Raw genomic sequence first — 19,862 nt, forward strand, 5'->3', positions numbered from 1 at the left:
TCGCGTCATGCGGGCGCAGTACGCCCTTCAAGCCAGGCGAGGCGTTGGAAGTTATAGGCCAGGTTCGCCATGCCGATCTTGATGCGAGCCCGCGCGATTCCGATAGTGCGGACGATCAGGCCCATCCGGTGTTTCTGGCCGGCGAACACATGCTCGACCGCCGAGCGTATGGCGGAGCGTTTGGCATTGGCTCTGGCGATGCGCTCGGGCATCGGCCGGCGTGGCGGCTTTTTCTGATGGATGTGGCTGGTGAACATGCACTTGGCGAGGAACGCCTCGTTCTTCTTCGATCGGTAGGCGGTATCGGCCCATACGCCCGAGCCAGTGTTGTTGCTGCTGACCACGTCGGGCAGCCTCGCGCCATCATGGGCATTGGCGGCGCTGGTGTCCCAAGTGCGGATCAGCCCATGCGCCCGGTCGATGCCGATGTGGTTCTTGTAGCCGAACATCGGGATGGCGAGGTCGACCGGTTTGAACGCCTTGGGATCGGCGCCCTCCTTCACCTTGGCCTTGGTGTACTTCACGCTCCAGCGCGCATCGCGATCTTTCTGGCGTAGCATGGCAGGCTTTGCCTTCCAGCGCTCCGGGATCCGGCCTTCCCTGATCGCCGCCTTCTCGTCCTCGGTGTTGCGCTGCTTGGGTGCCGGCACAACCGTGGCGTCGATGATCTGTCCGCCCATGGCGAGATAGCCCCGGTCGGTCAGCGCCGCATCAAAGCGGGCGAAGAGCTTGTCGATCGCCTTGGCCTGCACCAGGCGCTCGCGGAACAGCCACACGGTCGTCGCATCGGGCACCGTGCCATCGAGCCCAAGCCCCAGGAAGCGCTGGAACGAGAGGCGATCCTTGATCTGGAACTCGGCTGCCTCGTCCGACAACGAGTAAAGCGCCTGCAGCACCAGGACCTTGAACATGAGCACCGGATCGAACGGCGGGCGACCGCCCTTGCCGCGAGCGCTCCGTCGCAGCGCTGCTATCAACGGTCCGCGGAACACCTCAAAGTCGACGACCGCCGCGAGCCGCTCAAGCGGATCACCCGCCGCGCTCAAAGCATCATATCGGTCCGAAAGATCGAAGAAACCTGGCTGCCCCGCCATCACCACCTCCGCCACTCGTCGGCGAAGTGAATCAAATCCGCCACTCAAAGGCCAGAGTTTTTCGAGGTGTCCACTTGTAACAGAAACATGCTTGCCTTCTTTGGCAGAGATAAAAAGGTCCAGTAGAAGGTCCCAAGACGGTTCGCCGAATATTGCGGGGTCAAACACTTTTTCGCGTCGTCGCCTATCACGGTAGTCTTTGCGGGCTAATTCCAACAAGTCTGCGTTGTCGAACAGCGGCGCCTCATCGTCATTTTCATTCGCCTGTAGCGAAGGCGCCACGGCAAGCCGTTCCAGATCCCGCGCGACCGCCAACAGGCCATTTGCATAAGCCATCAGCTTTCGGGCGCGCAGTTGAAGCATTTCGTTCTGATTCACGGTAGCCCCTGCATCGGAAATTCAGAGGCAGCTTAATCCAATTCCGACATAGTATCAGATACGAGATAATACGGATATACACTAAGGTCTTACGTCATTCTGGAATTCATCATCACGAAACAAAAAATCCGTTTCAGTCTAATGGTGACATTATTTTTTGCGTTGCGATCCGCTCGATTACCAGATCGTGAGCAGCTTGTATGCGTGCTGCAAGAAGCAAATCACCGCACTCTGCCGCTTGTGCAGTCAAGGCTTCAAGCTCGTTAGCAATGACTGGATAGACCGCCAACGTCTCCGCATTGGTGTTATCTTTGGCCACCTTTCGCGTCCTCTCATTTGTTTTTGGATCGTCGCGAACACCCGCGGCTCCGATATTTGTTAGTGTTACTATCGACTTCCTACCAAAATGAACCTAATGCGCTAGGTAGTTTGGCATCTCTTTTTGTTTAGGTGGTTTATACCAAACGAGTACGCCCAGCTGACAGCTTTGCGGCGAACTGGCGTCAAATCGCTATGAGCGGTCCATATCTTTCCAGCGAAGAAAGAAGGATATCTAGCTTTTGGTGACTCCGCCTTGCCTACAAGGAGCGGCCGCAGGGTTGAACGAAGCCGCCGGCGGAAAGGGCACCTTCGTGTTTTCGCGTCTCAGCGCGAAACCCACTTCATCCCTTCTCCGCGACTCCGCGACTCCGCGTGAACCCTATTCCCAAACCGCCTCAGGCGGCAGGCTCATCAGGATCGCGTCGATATTCCCGCCCGTCTTGAGGCCGAACAGCGTGCCCCGGTCATAGACCAGATTGAACTCCGCATAGCGCCCACGCCAGATCAGCTGCTTGAGCTTGTCGTCCGCGTTCCATTCCATGTTCATCCGCCGCCGCACCAGCGCCGGGTACACATTCAGAAACGCATCGCCCACATCGCGGGTAAAGGCAAAGTTCGCCTCGAACCCCGCCTCGTCCGGGCATTCTAGGTGGTCATAGAAAATGCCGCCCACGCCCCGGTGCACCTTGCGGTGGGGAATGTAGAAATACTCGTCCGCCCAGGCCTTGAACCTGCCATAATAGGCCGGATCATGCGCATCGCAGGCCGCTTTGTAGCTGGCGTGGAAATCGGCCGTGTCCTCGTCATAGGGGATCGGCGGATTGAGATCGCCGCCGCCGCCGAACCACGCCTTGCGCGTTGTCAAAAAGCGGGTGTTCATGTGGACCGCGGGCACATGCGGGTTCGCCATATGCGCCACCAGACTGATCCCCGTCGCGGTGAACGCCGGGTTCTCCGGGTCGGCACCGTGCATCGTCTTCGCAAAATCCGGGCTGAAGGCACCGCCCACGGTCGAGACGTTGACGCCGACCTTCTCGAACACCTTGCCCTTCATCAGCCCCTGCACGCCGCCGCCGCCATCAGGCACCGGCTCGCCGTGATGCTCGCGCTTCCACGGCGTGTAAGTGAAGCTGGCGTCGCTCCCCGCCTCGCGCTCGATCGCCTCGAACTCCGCGCAGATCCGGTCCCGCAGGCTTTCGAACCATGCGCGGGCGCGGCCAGTTTCCGCGCTCCAATCCTCTTTGGCGACGGCCTTGTGGGCCTCTTGTGCAGTGCTCATGCGCAAGTCTTGCCAAGCCAAACGCAATCCGGCAAGGCCCGTACATGGTTCCCGTTATGTTCAACCGATTTGGCGCCCCTTTCGCCTTTGCCGGGCAGGAATTTGCGCTCGCCCCGTCGCGCGCGCTCTACTGGGCTGAGGAACGCGCACTGATCGTCGCCGATCTCCACCTCGAGAAGGCCAGCTGGTACGCGGCGCGCGGCCAGATGCTCCCTCCTTATGATAGCCGCGAAACCCTTGGCCGAGTCGCCGAAGCGATCCGCGAGACCGGCGCGCGCCGTGTCCTCTGCCTCGGCGACAATTTCCACGACAGCCACGGCCCCGCCCGGCTCGAACCCCACGCCGCAGGCATGCTCGATGCGCTGATGCGCGCGGTGGACTGGGTGTGGATCACCGGGAATCATGACCTTGGGCACGATACCAGGGACGCCGCCGCCGAGGCGCAGGGCCTGCCCGAACTCACCGTGCGCGGCATCGCCTTGCGCCACGAAGCCCGCCCCGGCGAAACCGGGCCCGAGCTTTCCGGCCACTTCCATCCCAAGTTCGCCGTCACCGCGCGCGGCCGCCGCGTCGCGCGTCCTTGCGCCGTCGCCAGCGAACGCCGCCTGATCCTGCCCGCGTTCGGTGCCCTTACCGGCGGCCTCAATGCCGCCGATCCCGCCATCCTCGGCGCCCTCCAGCCCGCCCGCGCAATCGATGCGCTGATCCCCGCCGCCGGCAAACTCGCCCGCTTCCCCCTCTGGCGGAGCGCCTGAGTTGCTCCCCGATACGGGTAGGGGAGCGTAAAAGACATGTTTCACGCGGAGACGCGGAGGCGCGGAGAAGAATAGGAAAAGCCTGCGGCGCAGCCGCCTTCGGTTCTATCTCCTCATTGCTCTGCGCCTTTGCGTCTCCGCGTGAACCCTGCTTGCTTCTTCCTTCTCCGCGCCTCCGCGTCTCCGCGTGAACCCTGCTTTCTTCCCCATTCCCATCCCCCGCGTAAAACCGGATCAAACCGCCCTCCCAAAACCGCTTAACCCCAAACCAACCTTCCCGCTTTATCTGCCGCCGCATTGTGATATGAGCGCGCGGGGGCCGGCGCATAGCCCTCCCCCATTTTTGAAACATCAGGAGCAAGCACTATAGCCCCCCCACCCCGGCGCATGATGGCGCCCCCTGTAAAGACCGGCCCCCGCTACAACCAGCTCATCAGTTCGCCCAAGGTGCGCGTGATTGATGAGAACGGCGAGAATCTGGGCGTCATGTACACCCGCGAAGCGATCGATCAGGCAGCCGAAGTCGGCCTCGATCTGGTCGAAGTCTCGCCCAACGCCGATCCGCCGGTCTGCAAGTTCCTCGATGTCGGCAAGTTCCGCTACGAAGCGCAGAAGAAGGCCAACCTCGCCCGCAAGAGCCAGAAGACGCAGGAGATCAAGGAGATCAAGATGCGTCCGAACATCGATGACCACGATTACGACACCAAGATGCGGAGCGTGGTGAAGTTCATCGAGGAAGGCGACAAGGTCAAGATCACCCTCCGCTTCCGCGGCCGCGAGCTTTCGCACCAGCAGATCGGCATGAATCTCCTGCGCAAGGTGCAGGATGATGTCACCGAAATCGCCAAGGTCGAAGCCTTCCCCCGCATGGAAGGCCGCCAGATGCTAATGGTCCTCGCGCCGAAGTAACGGCGGCGGCAAGGCGAACCCCTCCCCTGCGCGGGAGGGGGCGCCACCACAGTTCCTCCCCGATGCTGGGAGAGGGACCACCCTCACGGTGGTGGAGGGGCACGCACCCCATTCAAAAGTTTCGCGCAGAGTGCGCAGAGACGATGTTTTGTTCGCGCAGAGGCGCAGAGGCGCAAAGAGGCCCCGCGCGCAGCAGGCCTTCCACATCACCGCAACCAGCCCAATAAGAGATCGGCTTCGCCAACAGCGCGACCTCTCCGCGCCTCTGCGCCTCTGCGCGAAACCCCCTTCCTCCCTTCTCCGCGCCTCCGCGCGAAACCCTCCCTCCCCGCCGCCGCAAAGCAACGAAGCCCAGTAAAACCATTTTCCTACCCCGCCCCCCATGCCCTATGCAGGCCTCAGGGCAGAACGGCGGGGCACATGGGCGAATTCACTACAGCGTATTGCGGATTAATCGGCCCGATCGATCAAAAGTCCCGCACTGATCGATCCGAGTTAATCCTCAGGACAGTGTCAACTGTGTCAACTTGCGCGCGTTACGGCACATGAACGCACGCGCCATCGCTCTCATCACCGGACCGCTCGGCCTTCTCGCCACGCTGCTCCTTGCAGCGCCTGCGGGCATGCCGCCCTCCGCGTGGCACACCGCCGGACTGGTCTGGTGGATGGCGGTCTGGTGGATGACCGAGGCGATGCCGCTGTCTGCCACCGCCATGCTTCCCTTCATCGTTCTCCCGCTCACCGGCGTGGTCGATGCGAATAAGACCGCGGCGGCCTATTACTCGCCGATCATGTTCCTCTTCGTCGGCGGCGCATTCCTTGCGCTTGCCATCGAACGCACCGGTCTCCATCGCCGCCTTGCGCTCACCATGCTGGCCCATGCCGGGACCAGCCCGGTGCGCCTGCTCCTCGCGGTCATGGCCGCCACCGCCTCGATCTCGATGTTCATCTCGAACACCTCGACCGCGCTGATCATGATGCCGATGGCGCTCGCCATCCTCACCTCGGGCGGGGTGAAACCGGGCGAGACGGACGGCATGGCAGGCGCGCTCCCGATGGGCGTCGCTTTCGCCGCCACGCTCGGCGGCTATGGCACCATTGTCGGCACCCCCACCAATGCCATCGCGGCCGGGCTGCTGGACCGCACCCTCGGCGTGAAGATCACCTTCATCGAATGGTCCGCGTTCGGCCTGCCCATCGTCATCATCGGCGTGCCGCTCGCCGCGTTCATTATCGCGCGGGTCCACAAGATCGGCCCGGGCAGCTTTGATCCCGCCGCCGCGCGCGATGCCATCGAGCATTCGGTGCACTGGACGGTACCCGAACGCCGCCTCGTTCCGCTATTCCTCCTCACTGTTCTGGCCTGGGTCACGCTCCCGCTTACTGAAGGCCTGTTCCCAAAAGGCGGGCTGACCGATGGCACCATCGCGGCCATCGCTGGCCTCACGCTCTTCGTCTTCCCCGATGGCACCGGCCGCGCGATGCTGACGTGGAAGGAAGCGAACCGCATTCCCTGGGACGTGATCCTCATGTTCGGCGGCGGCCTCAGCCTCGCCATGGGGATGGACGCCTCGGGGTTGAGCGATTGGCTCGGCACCGCGATGCTCCCGCTGCGCACCGTGCCTCTGCCGGTGGTGGCGCTGGTGCTGGTCGGCTTTGTCGTCATCGTTACCGAATTTGCCAGCAACATCGCCGCTGCCAGCGGGATCATGCCCGTCGTTGCCGCGCTGTGCGGCGCGCTGGGAGCCGATCCGATCCTGCTCGCCCTCCCCGCTGCACTGGCGGCCAGCTGGGGCTTCATGCTCCCTGCCGGCACCGGGCCCAACGCGCTGGCCTGGGGCACCGGCCACATTGCCATGCCGCGCGTGCTGCGTGCCGGGTTCATGCTCGATCTTGCCGGCGTGCTCCTCATCGTCGGCGTGGTCTGGGGCATCGCCGGTCTGATGCGGCTGGCCGGAAGCTGAGCGCGGGGATGGACCAGCCTTCCGCCTTCACCCAGGGCGCGGGCCGCGTGCTCGGCTCGCCGCTGCGGCTGCTCACGGGCACGCTGCTTTATGTCGGGATCGTCTTTGCGGTCTCCACACTCGGTTACATCGCCTGCGGCTGGCCGGTGGGCGATGCCGCCTATATGGTGCTGCTCACCATCTTCTCGGTCGGCTACGGCGAAGTCCGCCCGATCGACACGTCCTTCCTGCGCTTGTGGACCACCGCCACCATCGTGCTCGGCTGCACCGGCATGATCGTGCTGACCTCCGCGCTCGTGCAGGTATTCACCCTGTTCCAGTTCCGCCAACTCCTGGGGGTAGGCAAGATGCAGACCGAGATCGACCGCCTGAAAGACCACGCCGTGATTTGCGGCATGGGCCGCATCGGGCTCCAGCTTGCCAGGGCGCTGACCGACGCGCGCCACCCGTTCGTGATCATCGAACGCAGCCCCGAAAAGGCCGAGGAAGCCCGCGCTGCCGGCTGGCTCGTGATGGTGGGAGAAGCGACGCAGGAGGAAACGCTGCGCGCCGCCGGGATCATGCACGCCCGCGTGCTCGCCTCGGTGCTGCCCGATGATGCTGCCAACGTGTTTATCACGCTCTCGGCGCGCAGCCTCAACCCAGCCGTCCAGATCATCGCGCGCGGGGAGGCGCCGACCACCGAGCGCAAGCTGTTCCACGCAGGCGCCGACAAAGTCGTGCTCCCCACCCACATCGGCGCGGAACGCATTGTCGAACTGATCCTCTATCCCGCGACCGACAGCCGCATCCAGGACGCCGAACACATGGCGGACGCGCGCCGTTTCCTCCACGATCTCGGCCTCGACGTCGAAGTCGTCACCGCCGTCCCCAAGGGCGCGCTGACGGGCGCGACCGTCGGCGAAGCCGAACGCCGCAGCGCCGGCGCCTTCTTCATCGTCCAGATCGACCGCGTAAACGGCCAGTCGATCCAGCACCCCGGCGAGGACGTCAACATCGAGCCGGGCGATACACTGGTGCTGGTGGTGCGGGGGACGCGGCTATCGGCAGGCGCGATCTTCGGGATGCCGGCGAAACCGGTGAAGCATGGAAGGACGTATGTGGGGTGAAGCGCATTGCGATTGGATAGCAAGCTTTGACAAAAACTGTTATTGGATCCTTCGGACCGCTAAGGAATGCCCCATGAATGTAAGTCTGACGCCGGAGCTTGAAACTCTGGTCCACAACAAGGTCAAAGCCGGACGCTACAATTCAGCCAGCGAAGTCGTGCGAGAAGCACTGCGCCTTATGGAAGAGCGCGATCAATTGCAGGAACTGCACAAGGCGTCGATGCGCGAAAAGATCGCGGCCGGAGTGGCCTCGCTCCGCGCCGGACGCGTTATCGACGGAGAAGCCTTCATGGACAGGCTCGATGCCGAGCTGGCTGCGGTTGAGGCAAACTCCAACTAGTGGCGGCGCGCTACGCGATCACGCACGAAGCGGAGCAGGATATCCAGCTGATCCGTGAATACTATATCGACCAGGCAGACGTCCGTGTGGCGCGCCATGTGCTTGGGCAATTCAAGAGGGCATTCAGCTTTCTGGGTTCAACGCCAAACGCAGGTCACTGGCGCGACGACCTTACGGACGCGCACGTCCGGTTCTGGCCAGTTCTCGGTTACCTGATAGTCTATGATCCGTCGACGCAACCTATCGGCATCGCGCGCGTACTGCATGCCTCGCGTGATCTGGAAATGCTGTTCAGGACCAAGCCGCCGCGTCTCTGAATGCCGGTCTACCCATGCGCCCCGAAGTGGTTCGCAATCGCCGCTGAAATCCGCAGGTTCAGCGCATGCGCGCGCTCGATCGGATCGATAAACCGCGTGCGGATCACGCCGTAGCCTTCGGCGCGGTTGTCGGGGTAGTCGGTCGGTTCGCTCACCGGGAAGTCCTCGAGTCCGGGCTCGACCACCGGATAAGCCCGGCGCAGCTGCGCCAGCGCTTCATCCACCCGCAGCGAGAGGACCATTTCGAGCACGTCCTCGCGGCTCACGTCGTTGGAGCGCGAGAACGGGGGCACTTGCACGGCGCGGAGGAACATGTGCATCAGCAGCGCCAGCCGCAGCGCCTGCAGCAGCGCGATGGTGCGGCGCTGCTCGTCCTGCGCGGGGTTGCGCCCACCATCGAGGCCCTGCCCTTGCGGCACCATGCCGAGCAGCCGGTGGAGCTTCATCCAATCCACCCGGAGGCGTGAGGCGAGCCGCCGGAACACCCCGGCGCGGTCGTCCTTGGTGAGGTATTCCGCCAGCGCCAGGCAGGCATCCTCAAGCGCGGTCTCGGTGCCGCGATAGGGCCGGCTCGCCCAGTAGGCCGAATTGAACAGCTCGCCGAAGCAGGCCACCGTCTTGATCGAGGCGAGGCCATTGGCCGCGCGCAGCAGCCGCACCAGTTGCCGCCCGCGCGCCGAACGGCCGAGCAATTCGGCAACCGCCTCGGTCTCCTCCCCCGCTGCGATGCCAGCGCCCGCGATCACGTTCACAGGGTAACCGATCTGCTGCAGGATCGCGTTGTGGGGGATCGCGCGGATTTGCCGGAGGCTCATCGTGCGGTCGCTGGCGATATCCGATTGCCGGCGCGAAACGCGGCTGCCGGTGCTCTTGAGCATGCCGAGACCGAACGCGGTGACAGCGCGCGCATAAGTCTGGCTTTCCAGCTGCTCGCGCTGCACCCGCCGGATCGCGCGGTAGAAATCGAGGCTGAGATCGGTGCGATCGTAGAACGGATCAGGCTCGCTGTCCCCGCGCAGCGCTTCTTCTGCCTCGATGATCCGCGTCAGCGTGGCGAGAGCAAGCTCGTCGCTGCGGAAGAAGAGATAGCCATCGCCGCCCTGAAAGCTCGCTTCGGGCTCGAGCACGATCTCGGCCTTGGCAAAGCGCCCACGCGCCCAGCGGCTCAGCGGCCAGGTCAGCCTATCGGCAAAGCCGGAAGGATGCGCGCCGCGGCCCATGCTTTCGCCGTGGGTGTTGAACACCAGCGCGGCGACATCGGTCAGCCCCGCCGCCTTCATCGCCGCCGCGAGACGGCCCTGCAGCCGCTCGATGGCTAGCGCCGCCGGGATCTGCCCCATGAAGCGCCCCGCATCCGAAAAGCCCGTCTGGATCGATAGGCGTCCGCGCAGCCGCACGTAATCGCTGTAGGATTCCTCGGCGAGCAGCGCTTCGAGGAACCGCCCGCCATGCTCGAGCGCAGCCTCGGTCTCGAACAGCGGAGAGACGTCAACCTTGCCCTCGATGCCCAGCAACCGCGCGAAATAGAGCGCGGCGAGCACCGTCTGCGGCTGTTCGCATTCGGCGATCAGCATGCGGATTGGCGCATCGGCATCGATGTGATGAAGGATCTGCGCCATCACGAGGAACTGGCGCATCGCGGTCGAGGTCTCGATGGCGAGCGCGGCAAAATTGGCGCGCAGCGGCTTCACATCGGCCAGCAGCTCGCGCAGCTTTGAGAGCGCGCCTTTGCTGGCGAGATCGAGCGTGCCTTCGGGATCGATGCGCCGCCGCAGCGCGTTCAGCAGCTGCGAGGCGTTCACCCGGAAGTGGATCCAGCCCATGCCGAGCCCGTCCGCACGCATCGCGCCTGCCAGTACGGCGAGCGCAATCGCGGCTTCGCCCTCGGCACCCTTGGCCTCGGCCTCAAGCGCCGCGATCACCGGGGCGAGCGAAAGCAGCTTGTCAGGATGCTCCGCCGTCAGGGCATTGGCCGCCGCGGCCAGCGCCTCCGGCTCCGCGCCGAGCCCGGTGAACAGCGCCGCCATCTCGGCCGCATGAGCCGCCGCGCCGCGCAGGCCCACGAGCAGCGCGTGATCCGGCACCACTGCCGCGAGCTGCGCCGCATAGCCTCCGAGCCGCCGCGCCTTCTCCTGCAGCCGATAGGCGACCGATGTGGACCACGAGATATCGGTCCGGCCATCCATGTCATAGCCGACCCAGCTCGCGAAGCGGAACGGCAGCGGACGGAAATCGAGCCAGCGCCCCGGCCAGCGCGCGCGGGCATGAGCGAGCAGTGCAGCGTTGATCCGGTCGCGCGCGGCGCCCGCGCGCTCGATGGCGGCCAACGCTTCGGCATGCTCGTAATCGAGCGTCACCTTGGGGCCGGTGCCAGGCACCTGGCAAACCGTCGCCGCCATCGGGTCCTCGGCCAGCGCCGCCTCGGCAACGGCATCGGATTCGGCGGGGCTCAACAGGAAGGTCGGGTGCGCGGTGAACACGGCGTGGAGCAGTGGCCGTTCCCAGCGGCGGCGGAACTCGGAGAAGCCGTCCTCCTCGTTGAGCAGCGCCGCCAGCCGCACGAGGTTCTCCGCCGGATCGGTCGGCGCGATCAGATGGCGCAGCCGCGCGGCGCGGGCCTGCAGCCCTTCGCATTCCAGCGCCGCGACGAGCCCCTCCATCGCCGACAAATCGAGCGCACCGCTTTCAAGCTGACGCGAAAGATCGTGGCTCAGCTGGAACACCGGATTGAACAGCGGGGTTTCCGCCGTCCGCGTATGAAGTTCCTGCAGGCGGTTCCTCAGCGTATCGACCGTATCCATGCGCGCCGCACCTCCTGCCAAGTGGATCGGCCTGCAGGACCACCGCCTGCAGGCTGCGTCAGGGCCAGAAGCCCCGGAGAATCAGGCCAGCGCTGCTGCCTCGCGCGCTGCCGCCTCGATTGCCAGCACATCGGGCGTACCCTTACCCACCACCCAGGAGCCGCCGACGCATAGCACCGGGCCAAAGCCCAGCCATTCCGGCGCGCTTTCCAGCGTGATCCCTCCCGTCGGGCAAAACTGGCACTGATGGAACGGCGCCGCAAGCGCCTTGAGCGCGGGCAGACCGCCCGAGGTCGCGGCCGGGAAGAACTTGAAGTGCGTCAGCCCCAGATCGAGCCCGCGCATGATATCACCCGCATTGGCGACGCCCGGCAGATAGGGAATGCCCGAAGATACCGCCGCCCCGCCAAGCCGCTCAGTGAGGCCGGGCGAGACGATGAACTCGGCGCCCGCATCGATCGAGGCCTTGAGCGTGGCGGGGTCGGTCACCGTACCCGCGCCGACGATGGCGCCTTCGACGGAGCGCATCGCCCGGATCACATCGAGCGCGACGGGGGTGCGCAGCGTGACTTCGAGCACGCGCAGGCCGCCCGCGACCAGCGCGCGCGCCACGGGCACGGCGTGGGCCACGTCCTCGATCACCAGCACCGGAATGACCGGGGCCGTGCGCATGATGGTTTCGATGGGCTTCATGGGAACTCGCTGGGTCTGTGTGGGTTGTGCCCTGACCTAACGCGCGGGGCCGCGCCATGCAGCCTGCAATCGGGCATGCGCATAGCTATTCTTCGGCAACGACCAAGCGGCTGCCCCCCAACCGCTCATGCTGAGCTTGTCGAAGCATCATGCACAACGGCCGCGCCAACATGCTTCGACAAGCTCAGCATGAGCGGAGTTGGTGTCCGGGGCGGGACAGGGCAGGCTGGCGCCCCTTCAAATCGCCGAACTGAAGCTGCGCTCCTCGGTACGATAGGCGTCAAACACCGCAGCAATCGCCCGCGCATAAGGCGCCGCGCCCGGCTCCAGCCGCAGCCAGCCGCGATCCAGCGAGACCAGCCCCGCCGCTGCGAAGGGCTCCAGCCTTTGCCGCGCGGGGCCGAGCAGATCGGCGTCGATCTTCGCCGCACCCTTGCACAGCAGCGCCTCGATCAGCGCGGCGCGGCGCTCGTCGTCGGGGCCGGTTTCGATGCCCTTGCGTCCCGCGAGTTTGTCCGCGCCGATCAGCATGCGGTAACGCCCCGGGTTCTTCTCGTTCTGGACCTTGAGCCCGGGCAGCTCACTGATCGCCGAGGCACCCAAACCGATCAGCACGCTTGCGGAGTCCTCGGTAAAGCCCTGAAAGTTCCGCCGCAGCGTCCCGTTCAGCGCCGCCCGCGCGAGCGGATCGCCGGGCAGCGCGAAGTGATCGAAGCCGACCGCATGGTAGCCCGCATCCATCAGCTGCCGCGCGCCCATCACCGCCATGCGGAAACGCCCGCGCTGGTCTGGCAGGTCCGATCCATCGATCCGGCGCTGGCGCGGGATCATGTGCGGCACGTGCGCATAACCGAACAGCGCGATGCGGTTAGGCCCCATCGCCACGCTCTGCGCCAGCGTTTCGGCGAGCACGGCATCGTCCTGATGCGGCAATCCGTACATGAGGTCGAAGTTGATCGAGCCGACCCCCGCCGCGCGCAGGCCCGAGACCGCGCGTTCGATCATCTCGATCGGCTGGACGCGCCCGATGGCCTCCTGCACCGCCGGGTTCAGCGTCTGCACGCCAAGGCTGACCCGGGTCACACCGATGCCGCGGATCGCAGTCAGCCAATCGCGCGTCAGGGTGCGCGGATCGAGCTCGACCGAAAGCGCCGGCCGCACGAAGCGGAAGGCCAGCACCAGCGCATCGATCAGCCGCACGAACTCGGTTGGCGGCACGGCATTAGGGCTACCGCCGCCGAATGCGATGTGCTCGATATGCACCGAAGGATCAAGCATGTCGGCCACCAGCGCGATCTCGCGGTGCAGCGCCTCGAGATAGGCGGTCAGCCGGTGGCGTTTGTTGGCAGCGCCGGTGTTGCAACCGCAGTACCAGCAGATTTCTTCGCAATAGGGGATGTGGAGGTAGATCGAGACCGGCCCGGTCAGGCTGGCCAGCGAGATGCGCTGGCGCATCTCGAAGCTCTCCTCGACGAACTCCGCCGCCGTGGGATAGCTGGTGTAGCGCGGCACCGGCCGCGCGAGCAGCTCGGGATGGTAAGTCCAGTCGGCAAACTGCTCCGCTGTGGATGGCCCGCTCATAGCCCGGAATCCTCTTCGTCGTCGTCGTTCTCTCCGCAACAGGTGCCACCGGCCGAACGCTTGCGCATTGCGCTATGGCAAATCTTGCAACACTGCTTGTCCGGTTCGTGATTTTTCATGGGCAGCGGAATCGGCGCACCGCCGCCGCACAGCGCGATCATGGTGGGGTGTGCTGCCTGCGCCGGAATCGCCAGCTGCACCGCGGCCAGCGCGCTGAACAGGGCGAACAGGCGCTTCATAGCGGCTTGTCCTCGTCGATCAGGATACGCGCCGCAGCGCCATCGAGATCGCTGAACTGCCCGCCGCGCAGCGCCCAGAAAAAGGCTGCCAGACCAAGAAGTCCCATGCCGAGCGCGATGGGGATGAGGATCAGGATCGAGGTCATTGTGAAGCCCTCACCAGACGGAGCGAATTGCCCACCACGATCAGCGAGGACGTCGCCATGGCGATCGCTGCCATCAGCGGCGTAACGAGGCCCGCCATCGCGAGCGGCACGGCAAACGCATTGTAGAGGATCGCCGCCGCGAAGTTTTCGCGCACCACGCGCATCGTCCGCCGGCTGGCGCGCACCGCGCGCGGCAGGGCGAGCAGCGAATCGCCGGTGAACACGAAGTCTGCCGCCTGCCGCCCCACATCGCTCGCGCTGCCCGGCGCGATCGAAGCGTCGGCGGCGGCGAGCGCGGGGCCGTCGTTGATCCCGTCACCCACCATCAGCACGCACTTGCCGGTGCGCTGCAGCCGCCGGATCGCGTCGAGCTTGTCCCCCGGCTGTGCGCCGGCCTGCCCGGTGAGGCCCGTCTCGCGCGCCGTCATGCGGACGGCGGCGGCATTGTCGCCCGAGAGGATCGACGCCTGGATGCCCAGCGCGGCAAGGTCCGCCAGCGCTTCGCGCGCGTCGGGCCGCAAGCGGTCGGCAAAGCCGATCACCCGCACCGGCCCCGCACCGATGGCCAGCGCCGCCGCCGTGCCGCCGCTCTGCGAAGGCCGCCCGAGCGAAACGGAAAGGCCGCGCCAAGTGCCGGAAACCCCTCGCCCCGCCGCTTCGTGTACCTCTTCCACACTCGCTGCGCGCACACCCCTTGCGGCAAGAGCAAGCGCCAATGCCTGCGAAAGCGGGTGGCGGCTGTGGCTGGCGAGAGCGAGTGCCACGGCGGCTTCCTCCTCGCCCAGCGCGTCCAGCACTGCGGTATCGGGAACCGGGCGGCCCATCGTCAGCGTCCCGGTCTTGTCGAGCAGCACGCGGTCGACTTTGGCGAGGCGTTCGATGGCCGAGCCGTCCTTGACCATGATCCCCCGGCGCAGGAGCGCGCCCGCCGCGACGACTTGCGCCACCGGCACCGCCAGCCCCAGCGCGCAGGGGCACGTGATGATGAGGACGGCGATGCCCACCACCAGCGCCTGATGGAAACCCGCCCCGGCGATCAGCCAGCCGGCAAAGCTCAGCGCCGCAAGGGTATGGACCGCGGGCGCATAGAGACGCGAGGCGCGGTCGGCGATGCGCACGAATGTGCTCTTGGCCTGCCCCGCCGATTCCATCGCCTGCGCGATTTCGGCAAGCGCAGTCCCCTGCCCGGCTGCCGTGACGACCACGTCAACCGGCGCATCGAGGTTCAGCATGCCCGCCAGCACGCGCTGGCCAAGGCCCGCCGGCACCGGCGCGGTTTCGCCCGTCAGCAGGGATTGGTCGAACCGGCTTGTGCCGCTGGCGATTGCGCCGTCCGCCGCCAGCCGCTCGCCCGCCGCCACGCGCATCAGCATGCCCGGTGCAAGGGCTGCCGCCGTGGTCCAGTGCAGCGCGCCGTCCGCGCCGACCAGCATGGCGCCGCTTGCCGCCTGCCGCAGCAGCGCGGCCACCCCGGCCCGCGCCCGGTCGCGCATCATCGCATCGAGCACGCGGCCCGCGAGGAGGAACAGCAGCAGCATCAAGGTGCCGTCGAACCAGGCTTCCTTGCCGCCGGTCAGCGTCTCGTAGCAGGAAAGGCCCGTCGCCAGCGTCACGCCGATCGAGATCGGCACGTCCATATTGGTGCGCCCCCGCTTCAGCGCGCCCAGCGCCGAGCGGAAGAACGGCTGCCCGGCATAGAGGATCGCGGGCACGCCGATGGCGGCCGAAAGCCAGTGGAACAGATCGCGCGTGCTGCCATCCGCGCCCGACCACACACTGACCGAGAGCAGCATCACGTTCATGCAGGCAAAGGCGGCCACCGCTAGCGGCGCAAGCAATTCGCGCGAGGCGGAAGGCGGCTCCAGCGCATCTTCGCGCGGCTGCGCGGCAAAGCCTGCACCGGCAAGCGCTGCGACAAGCTCGGGGATTTCCACCGCGCCGGTATGATCAACGGCAATGGTCCGCGCGGTGAGATTGGCCCGCGCCGATGCGACACCCGGCACCGCGCCCAGCGCGCGCTCGACTTTGCCCATGCAGCCGGCGCAGTGCATGCTTGGCACTGCCAGCACGGTCCGGCTGATCTCGGGCGCGAGGCGGACCAAGGCCGCGTTCACAGCGCATCATCCTCGGCATGCCAGACATGGCCGCGTGAACGCACTTCCATGCCCACATGCCAGCGCCCGGCCGGAAGCGCCGCCTCGTAGATGCCCGGCGCCACCTCACGCGGGGTCATCACCACCGGCGCCCTTGCCCCCAGCGGATGATCCGCCTGCGCGCGCACGCCCGCACCTGTCAGCGGGTGCCCGCTCGCATCGGTGAGCGTGAAGCGCACAGTGCCAGGCTCGCTGCGCCGCAGTGCCATGTGCCACCCCAGCGCCTTGTCGGCCTTCGCCGCGCCCAGCCAGCCATTGAACTCCTGGCTCGCGACGTAGGAGTTATCGACCACCGTCCCGCTGAAGGTCGAAACTGCGAGGTTGGCGAGCAGGATGTTGACCGCGATCACCACGCCGAAGAAGCCGGCCATCACGAGCGCCATGTGCCGCCCGGTGAAGGGACGTGCCGAAAGCTGTGCCATCAATCGTGCTCCTCTTCTTCGTGTTCATGTTCAGGCGCCGCGAAGTGCGTCTCGCGGCGGGGCGTGCGACCTTCCTTGTCGAGCGGCGTTGCGGTCAGCACGAAGTCCTGCTGCCGCGCATGTGCTGCGGGAACTACGGCATAGAGCCGCACCTTGGCCGTGCTGTCCGCCGGAACCGCCACATCAAGCGTCGCCCGCGCCGCGCCCGGCGCCATTTCGTCCGTATAGAGCGCCGCGCCCGGCAGCCCTTCGGCGGCAATCCGCAGGGTGCGCGGGCGGTCTTCCATATTGCGCAGCGCCAGCGTGAAGGCATTGCGCACCGCGCCGCCCGATAGCTGCACGAACTCCGGATTGCGCTCGCGCGCGACCGAAAGCGTCAGCCGCTCACGCGCGCCCAGCATGAACAGCAGCGCAAGGCCGATCCCGCCCCACACCGCAAAGTAGGCGATCAGGCGCGGACGGAAGAGCACTTTCACCACTGGCCGTGCCGGCTCGCCCTTGATCTCGCGCTCGGCATCGATGAGCGTGCAATAGTCGATGAGGCCCCGCGCGCGGCCGACCGAAGCCATCGCCCGGTCACAAGCATCGACGCACAGCGCGCAGGTGATGCAGCCGATCTGCGGCCCTTCGCGGATGTCGATGCCGGTCGGGCACACCGCCACGCACTGCTTGCAGTCGATGCAGTCGCCCAGCGGGCTGGCCGCGCCCTTCGCTTCCTTTAAGGACCCACGCGGCTCGCCCCGCCAGTGCTTGTACGTGACGGTGAGCGAGTTTTCGTCCAGCATCGCGGTCTGGATGCGCGGCCAGGGGCACATGTAGATGCACACCTGCTCGCGCATGAAGCCGCCGAGCCAGAATGTCGTGAACGTGAGAATGCCGGTAGAGGCATAGGCCACCGGGGCTGCCGTACCGGTCCAGAATTCGCGCTGCAGCGTCGGCGCGTCGGCGAAATAGAAGATCCACGCGCCGCCGGTGACGAAGGCAATGCCGAGGTAGATGCCCCACTTGAACAGGCGCCGGGCAAACTTCGCCGGGGTCCAGGGCGCGGCATTCAGCCGCAGCTGCGCATTGCGATCGCCGTCGATCAGCCGGTCGACGTGCTGGTAAAGGTCGGTCCACACCGTCTGCGGGCAGGCATAGCCGCACCACGCGCGCCCCACCGCACTGGTGACGAGGAACAGCCCGATCCCCGCCATGATCAGGAGCCCCGCCACGAAGTAGAACTCCTGCGGCCAGATCTCGATCGCGAACATGTAGAACCGGCGGTGTGCCAGATCGACCAGCACCGCCTGGCCGGGGGCATGCGGCCCCCGGTTCCAGCGGATCCACGGCGTGCCCCAATAGACGGCGAGGCACACCACCATGACGAACCACTTGAAGCGGCGGAACGGCCCGTCGACCTTCTTCGGAAACACCGCCGTGCGCTTCGCATAGAGCGGCGCGGAAGTGATGGGATCGAGCGCGTTCATGGCCTTACTGCGCCGCCCCCGCAGTGGGAGCGGCAGGCGCAGATGCCGCAGGAGCAGGCGTCGCCTCACCGCCGCCCAGTGAGTGGACGTAGACGGCGAGCATCTTGATCGTCACCGGATCGAGCCGCCCGGTCCAGGCCGGCATGACCCCGGCATGGGCATTGGTGACAGTGCTCACAAGCGAGGCCCGGTCACCGCCATAGAGCCAGATCTTGTCGCTGAGCCTTGGCGCACCGACGCTGCGGTTCCCCTCACCGTTTGCCCCGTGGCAGACCGCGCAGTTATCGGCGAAAATCTGCGCCCCGCGCGTAGAGCCCGCGCTTGCCGGATCCTGCTTGCTCAGCACCCGCACGTAGCTCACCACATCCTGCACCTGGGCGGCCGTCAGGATCCCGTCGCGCCCGAAGCTTGGCATCAGGCTGGTGCGGGTCTGGTCGTTGCCGGGATAGCGCACCCCGTTGATCAAGGTCTGCTGGATGGTGGCGAGATCACCGCCCCACAGCCAGTCGTCATCGTTGAGGTTGGGATAGCCTTTCGCGCCAGCCGCGCCCGCGCCGTGGCACTGCACGCAGTTCACCTTGAACGCCGCGTGCCCGCCTTCGATGGCGGCGCGCTGCAGCGCCGGATCGGCGGCCAGCGCTTCGATCGGGGTCGCGGCAATGGCGTTGCGCACTGCCTGATGTTCGGCCTTTTCGTGCGCCAGATCGCTCGCCAGTGCGCCCCGGCTCGTCCAGCCCAAGGTGCCGGTGCTGGCCGAATGGAGCATCGGGATCGCCGGATAGAGCACAACATAGACCAGCGCGAAGACAATCGTCGCGTAGAAGGTCCACAGCCACCAGCGCGGCAGCGGCGTATCGAGTTCCTCGATCCCGTCCCATTCGTGCCCGACCTTGGCCGTGCCCGTCGCGTGATCGATCACTTTTCCGGCATGTGTGTTGTCATGCGTCATCGCTGTCATCCTCGAAGATCGAGAGCGCCGCATCGCGGCTCGCGGCATTTCCGCCGGGGCGGAACGGCCAGAGGCACAGCGCGAGGAACACCAGCGCCATGATCATCAGGCCCCAGCTATCGGCCAGATGCCGCAGCAGGTCGTAAGTCGAGTGGGTGGAAAGCTGGAGGAAGGTCACCGGCCCTTCTCCTTCGCGAGATGCTCCTGCGCCGCCGGCGCATTCACATCGACCATCGTGCCGAGCACCTGGAGATAGGCAACGAGCGCATCCATTTCGGTCAGCCGCCCCGGATCACCGTCAAAGTCGCGCACCGTCGCACCCGGGTAGTGCTTGAGAAGCGCGGCATGATCGGCATCGGGATCGGCCTGCGCCTTGAGGTCATCGTTGGCAGCGGCGATCTCGTCCTTGGTATAAGGCACGCCGACCCGCTCCAGCGTCTGCAGCGCAGGCACCATGTCGCCCTGGTTGAGCTCCTGCTCCTTGAGGAAGCCGTACGTCGGCATGATCGATTCCGGCACGACCGAGCGGGGATCGGTCAGGTGCTGGACGTGCCATTCATCCGAATACTTGCCGCCCACGCGGGCCAGATCCGGGCCCGTCCGCTTGGAGCCCCACTGGAAGGGATGGTCGTACATCGATTCCGCCGCGAGGCTGTAGTGACCGTAGCGCTCCACCTCGTCGCGGAAGGGGCGGATCATCTGGCTGTGGCAGACGTAGCAGCCCTCGCGCACATAGATGTCGCGCCCGGCCTGCTCGAGCGGGGTGTAGGGGCGCATCCCCTGCACCTTCTCGATGGTGTTATCGATCCAGAACAGCGGCGCGATCTCGACGATCCCGCCCACCGTCACCGCTGCGAAGGCGAGCACCGCCAGCAGGGTGACGTTGCGTTCCAGCTTGCGGTGGCGTTCCATGAAAGTGGCCATGTCGGTATCTCCTGTCAGG

General features: G+C 65.9%; 20 protein-coding genes. 6 read left to right on the top strand and 14 right to left on the bottom strand.

All coding sequences use genetic code 11. From position 1 onward, the window contains the following. Nucleotides 1-5: 5 nt before the first annotated feature. The 3 genes from ACO056_RS14705 to hemF all read right to left on the bottom strand — a co-directional run bounded on the left by ACO056_RS14705 (nucleotide 6) and on the right by hemF (nucleotide 3,072). The gene (locus ACO056_RS14705) at nucleotides 6-1,094 is read right to left on the bottom strand and encodes an IS5 family transposase (RefSeq protein ID WP_421855528.1); all 1,089 of its coding nucleotides are present in this window, start codon (nucleotides 1,092-1,094) and stop codon (nucleotides 6-8) included. 511 nt (nucleotides 1,095-1,605) lie between these two features. Beyond that, nucleotides 1,606-1,791 (bottom strand): hypothetical protein, encoded by a 186-nt coding sequence (locus ACO056_RS14710; protein WP_421848014.1) that lies wholly within the window; start codon nucleotides 1,789-1,791, stop codon nucleotides 1,606-1,608. Between the two features lie 381 nt (nucleotides 1,792-2,172). Beyond that, nucleotides 2,173-3,072 carry an oxygen-dependent coproporphyrinogen oxidase gene (gene hemF, locus ACO056_RS14715; protein ID WP_421848016.1) on the bottom strand — a complete coding sequence of 300 codons (900 nt, stop codon included), beginning with the start codon at nucleotides 3,070-3,072 and terminating at the stop codon, nucleotides 2,173-2,175. A 44-nt stretch (nucleotides 3,073-3,116) separates the two neighbouring features. Between hemF and pdeM the strand changes: the two genes are divergently transcribed. The 6 genes from pdeM to ACO056_RS14745 all read left to right on the top strand — a co-directional run bounded on the left by pdeM (nucleotide 3,117) and on the right by ACO056_RS14745 (nucleotide 8,466). Continuing rightward, the gene (gene pdeM / locus ACO056_RS14720; protein ID WP_421848018.1) at nucleotides 3,117-3,827 is read left to right on the top strand and encodes a ligase-associated DNA damage response endonuclease PdeM; all 711 of its coding nucleotides are present in this window, start codon (nucleotides 3,117-3,119) and stop codon (nucleotides 3,825-3,827) included. Between the two features lie 387 nt (nucleotides 3,828-4,214). Further along, a complete protein-coding gene (infC, locus tag ACO056_RS14725) occupies nucleotides 4,215-4,736 on the top strand; it encodes a translation initiation factor IF-3 (RefSeq protein WP_421848020.1) in 522 nt (173 codons plus the stop codon). Nucleotides 4,737-5,281: 545 nt separating this feature from the next. Continuing rightward, complete coding sequence (locus ACO056_RS14730; RefSeq protein ID WP_421848022.1) at nucleotides 5,282-6,700, top strand: SLC13 family permease; 1,419 nt, start codon at nucleotides 5,282-5,284, stop codon at nucleotides 6,698-6,700. An 8-nt stretch (nucleotides 6,701-6,708) separates the two neighbouring features. Beyond that, on the top strand, nucleotides 6,709-7,809 hold the full coding sequence (locus ACO056_RS14735; RefSeq protein ID WP_421848024.1) for a potassium channel family protein: 1,101 nt from the start codon (nucleotides 6,709-6,711) through the stop codon (nucleotides 7,807-7,809). Nucleotides 7,810-7,882: 73 nt separating this feature from the next. Next, entirely contained in the window at nucleotides 7,883-8,149 is a 267-nt protein-coding gene (locus ACO056_RS14740) for a type II toxin-antitoxin system ParD family antitoxin (protein WP_421848026.1), read from the top strand. Then, a complete protein-coding gene (locus ACO056_RS14745) occupies nucleotides 8,149-8,466 on the top strand; it encodes a type II toxin-antitoxin system RelE/ParE family toxin (RefSeq protein WP_421848028.1) in 318 nt (105 codons plus the stop codon). The genes ACO056_RS14740 and ACO056_RS14745 overlap by 1 nt, the downstream gene beginning before the upstream one ends. 8 nt (nucleotides 8,467-8,474) lie before the next feature. On the opposite strand, the gene ACO056_RS14750 is transcribed toward ACO056_RS14745, so the two are convergent. The 11 genes from ACO056_RS14750 to ccoO all read right to left on the bottom strand — a co-directional run bounded on the left by ACO056_RS14750 (nucleotide 8,475) and on the right by ccoO (nucleotide 19,843). Next, on the bottom strand, nucleotides 8,475-11,267 hold the full coding sequence (locus tag ACO056_RS14750) for a phosphoenolpyruvate carboxylase (RefSeq protein ID WP_421848030.1): 2,793 nt from the start codon (nucleotides 11,265-11,267) through the stop codon (nucleotides 8,475-8,477). A gap of 81 nt (nucleotides 11,268-11,348) precedes the next feature. After that, the gene (gene eda, locus ACO056_RS14755; RefSeq protein ID WP_421848032.1) at nucleotides 11,349-11,960 is read right to left on the bottom strand and encodes a bifunctional 4-hydroxy-2-oxoglutarate aldolase/2-dehydro-3-deoxy-phosphogluconate aldolase; all 612 of its coding nucleotides are present in this window, start codon (nucleotides 11,958-11,960) and stop codon (nucleotides 11,349-11,351) included. Between the two features lie 237 nt (nucleotides 11,961-12,197). Then, nucleotides 12,198-13,541, bottom strand: coding sequence for an oxygen-independent coproporphyrinogen III oxidase (gene hemN / locus ACO056_RS14760; protein ID WP_421848034.1), 1,344 nt, complete (start codon nucleotides 13,539-13,541; stop codon nucleotides 12,198-12,200). Next, the gene (locus tag ACO056_RS14765; protein ID WP_421848036.1) at nucleotides 13,538-13,780 is read right to left on the bottom strand and encodes a hypothetical protein; all 243 of its coding nucleotides are present in this window, start codon (nucleotides 13,778-13,780) and stop codon (nucleotides 13,538-13,540) included. Before ACO056_RS14765 ends, hemN begins: the two co-directional genes overlap by 4 nt. Beyond that, nucleotides 13,777-13,926 (bottom strand): cbb3-type cytochrome oxidase assembly protein CcoS, encoded by a 150-nt coding sequence (gene ccoS, locus ACO056_RS14770; RefSeq protein ID WP_421848038.1) that lies wholly within the window; start codon nucleotides 13,924-13,926, stop codon nucleotides 13,777-13,779. Before ccoS ends, ACO056_RS14765 begins: the two co-directional genes overlap by 4 nt. Then, nucleotides 13,923-16,040 carry a heavy metal translocating P-type ATPase gene (locus ACO056_RS14775; protein WP_421848040.1) on the bottom strand — a complete coding sequence of 706 codons (2,118 nt, stop codon included), beginning with the start codon at nucleotides 16,038-16,040 and terminating at the stop codon, nucleotides 13,923-13,925. The genes ccoS and ACO056_RS14775 overlap by 4 nt, the downstream gene beginning before the upstream one ends. Then, nucleotides 16,037-16,501, bottom strand: coding sequence for a FixH family protein (locus ACO056_RS14780; protein ID WP_421848042.1), 465 nt, complete (start codon nucleotides 16,499-16,501; stop codon nucleotides 16,037-16,039). The genes ACO056_RS14775 and ACO056_RS14780 overlap by 4 nt, the downstream gene beginning before the upstream one ends. Next, entirely contained in the window at nucleotides 16,501-17,970 is a 1,470-nt protein-coding gene (gene ccoG, locus ACO056_RS14785) for a cytochrome c oxidase accessory protein CcoG (protein WP_421848044.1), read from the bottom strand. Before ccoG ends, ACO056_RS14780 begins: the two co-directional genes overlap by 1 nt. Nucleotides 17,971-17,974: 4 nt before the next feature. Then, nucleotides 17,975-18,919, bottom strand: a complete 945-nt coding sequence (gene ccoP, locus ACO056_RS14790; protein WP_421848046.1) for a cytochrome-c oxidase, cbb3-type subunit III — start codon at nucleotides 18,917-18,919, stop codon at nucleotides 17,975-17,977. Beyond that, nucleotides 18,909-19,097 carry a cbb3-type cytochrome c oxidase subunit 3 gene (locus ACO056_RS14795; RefSeq protein ID WP_421848048.1) on the bottom strand — a complete coding sequence of 63 codons (189 nt, stop codon included), beginning with the start codon at nucleotides 19,095-19,097 and terminating at the stop codon, nucleotides 18,909-18,911. The genes ccoP and ACO056_RS14795 overlap by 11 nt, the downstream gene beginning before the upstream one ends. Further along, nucleotides 19,094-19,843, bottom strand: coding sequence for a cytochrome-c oxidase, cbb3-type subunit II (gene ccoO / locus ACO056_RS14800; RefSeq protein ID WP_421848050.1), 750 nt, complete (start codon nucleotides 19,841-19,843; stop codon nucleotides 19,094-19,096). Before ccoO ends, ACO056_RS14795 begins: the two co-directional genes overlap by 4 nt. Nucleotides 19,844-19,862 lie beyond the last annotated feature (19 nt).

It is taken from the genome of Novosphingobium sp., from assembly GCF_965228995.1.
Classification (GTDB): Bacteria; Pseudomonadota; Alphaproteobacteria; order Sphingomonadales; family Sphingomonadaceae; genus Novosphingobium.

Coding starts and splice junctions, on each gene's coding strand:
- ACO056_RS14705 (WP_421855528.1), bottom strand. CDS start 1,094: ATGGCGGGGCAGCCAGGTTTCTTCGATCTTTCGGACCGATATGATGCT.
- hemF (WP_421848016.1), bottom strand. CDS start 3,072: ATGAGCACTGCACAAGAGGCCCACAAGGCCGTCGCCAAAGAGGATTGG.
- pdeM (WP_421848018.1), top strand. CDS start 3,117: ATGGTTCCCGTTATGTTCAACCGATTTGGCGCCCCTTTCGCCTTTGCC.
- infC (WP_421848020.1), top strand. CDS start 4,215: ATGATGGCGCCCCCTGTAAAGACCGGCCCCCGCTACAACCAGCTCATC.
- ACO056_RS14730 (WP_421848022.1), top strand. CDS start 5,282: ATGAACGCACGCGCCATCGCTCTCATCACCGGACCGCTCGGCCTTCTC.
- ACO056_RS14735 (WP_421848024.1), top strand. CDS start 6,709: ATGGACCAGCCTTCCGCCTTCACCCAGGGCGCGGGCCGCGTGCTCGGC.
- ACO056_RS14740 (WP_421848026.1), top strand. CDS start 7,883: ATGAATGTAAGTCTGACGCCGGAGCTTGAAACTCTGGTCCACAACAAG.
- ACO056_RS14750 (WP_421848030.1), bottom strand. CDS start 11,267: ATGGATACGGTCGATACGCTGAGGAACCGCCTGCAGGAACTTCATACG.
- eda (WP_421848032.1), bottom strand. CDS start 11,960: ATGAAGCCCATCGAAACCATCATGCGCACGGCCCCGGTCATTCCGGTG.
- hemN (WP_421848034.1), bottom strand. CDS start 13,541: ATGAGCGGGCCATCCACAGCGGAGCAGTTTGCCGACTGGACTTACCAT.
- ACO056_RS14765 (WP_421848036.1), bottom strand. CDS start 13,780: ATGAAGCGCCTGTTCGCCCTGTTCAGCGCGCTGGCCGCGGTGCAGCTG.
- ccoS (WP_421848038.1), bottom strand. CDS start 13,926: ATGACCTCGATCCTGATCCTCATCCCCATCGCGCTCGGCATGGGACTT.
- ACO056_RS14780 (WP_421848042.1), bottom strand. CDS start 16,501: ATGGCACAGCTTTCGGCACGTCCCTTCACCGGGCGGCACATGGCGCTC.
- ccoG (WP_421848044.1), bottom strand. CDS start 17,970: ATGAACGCGCTCGATCCCATCACTTCCGCGCCGCTCTATGCGAAGCGC.
- ccoP (WP_421848046.1), bottom strand. CDS start 18,919: ATGACGCATGACAACACACATGCCGGAAAAGTGATCGATCACGCGACG.
- ccoO (WP_421848050.1), bottom strand. CDS start 19,843: ATGGCCACTTTCATGGAACGCCACCGCAAGCTGGAACGCAACGTCACC.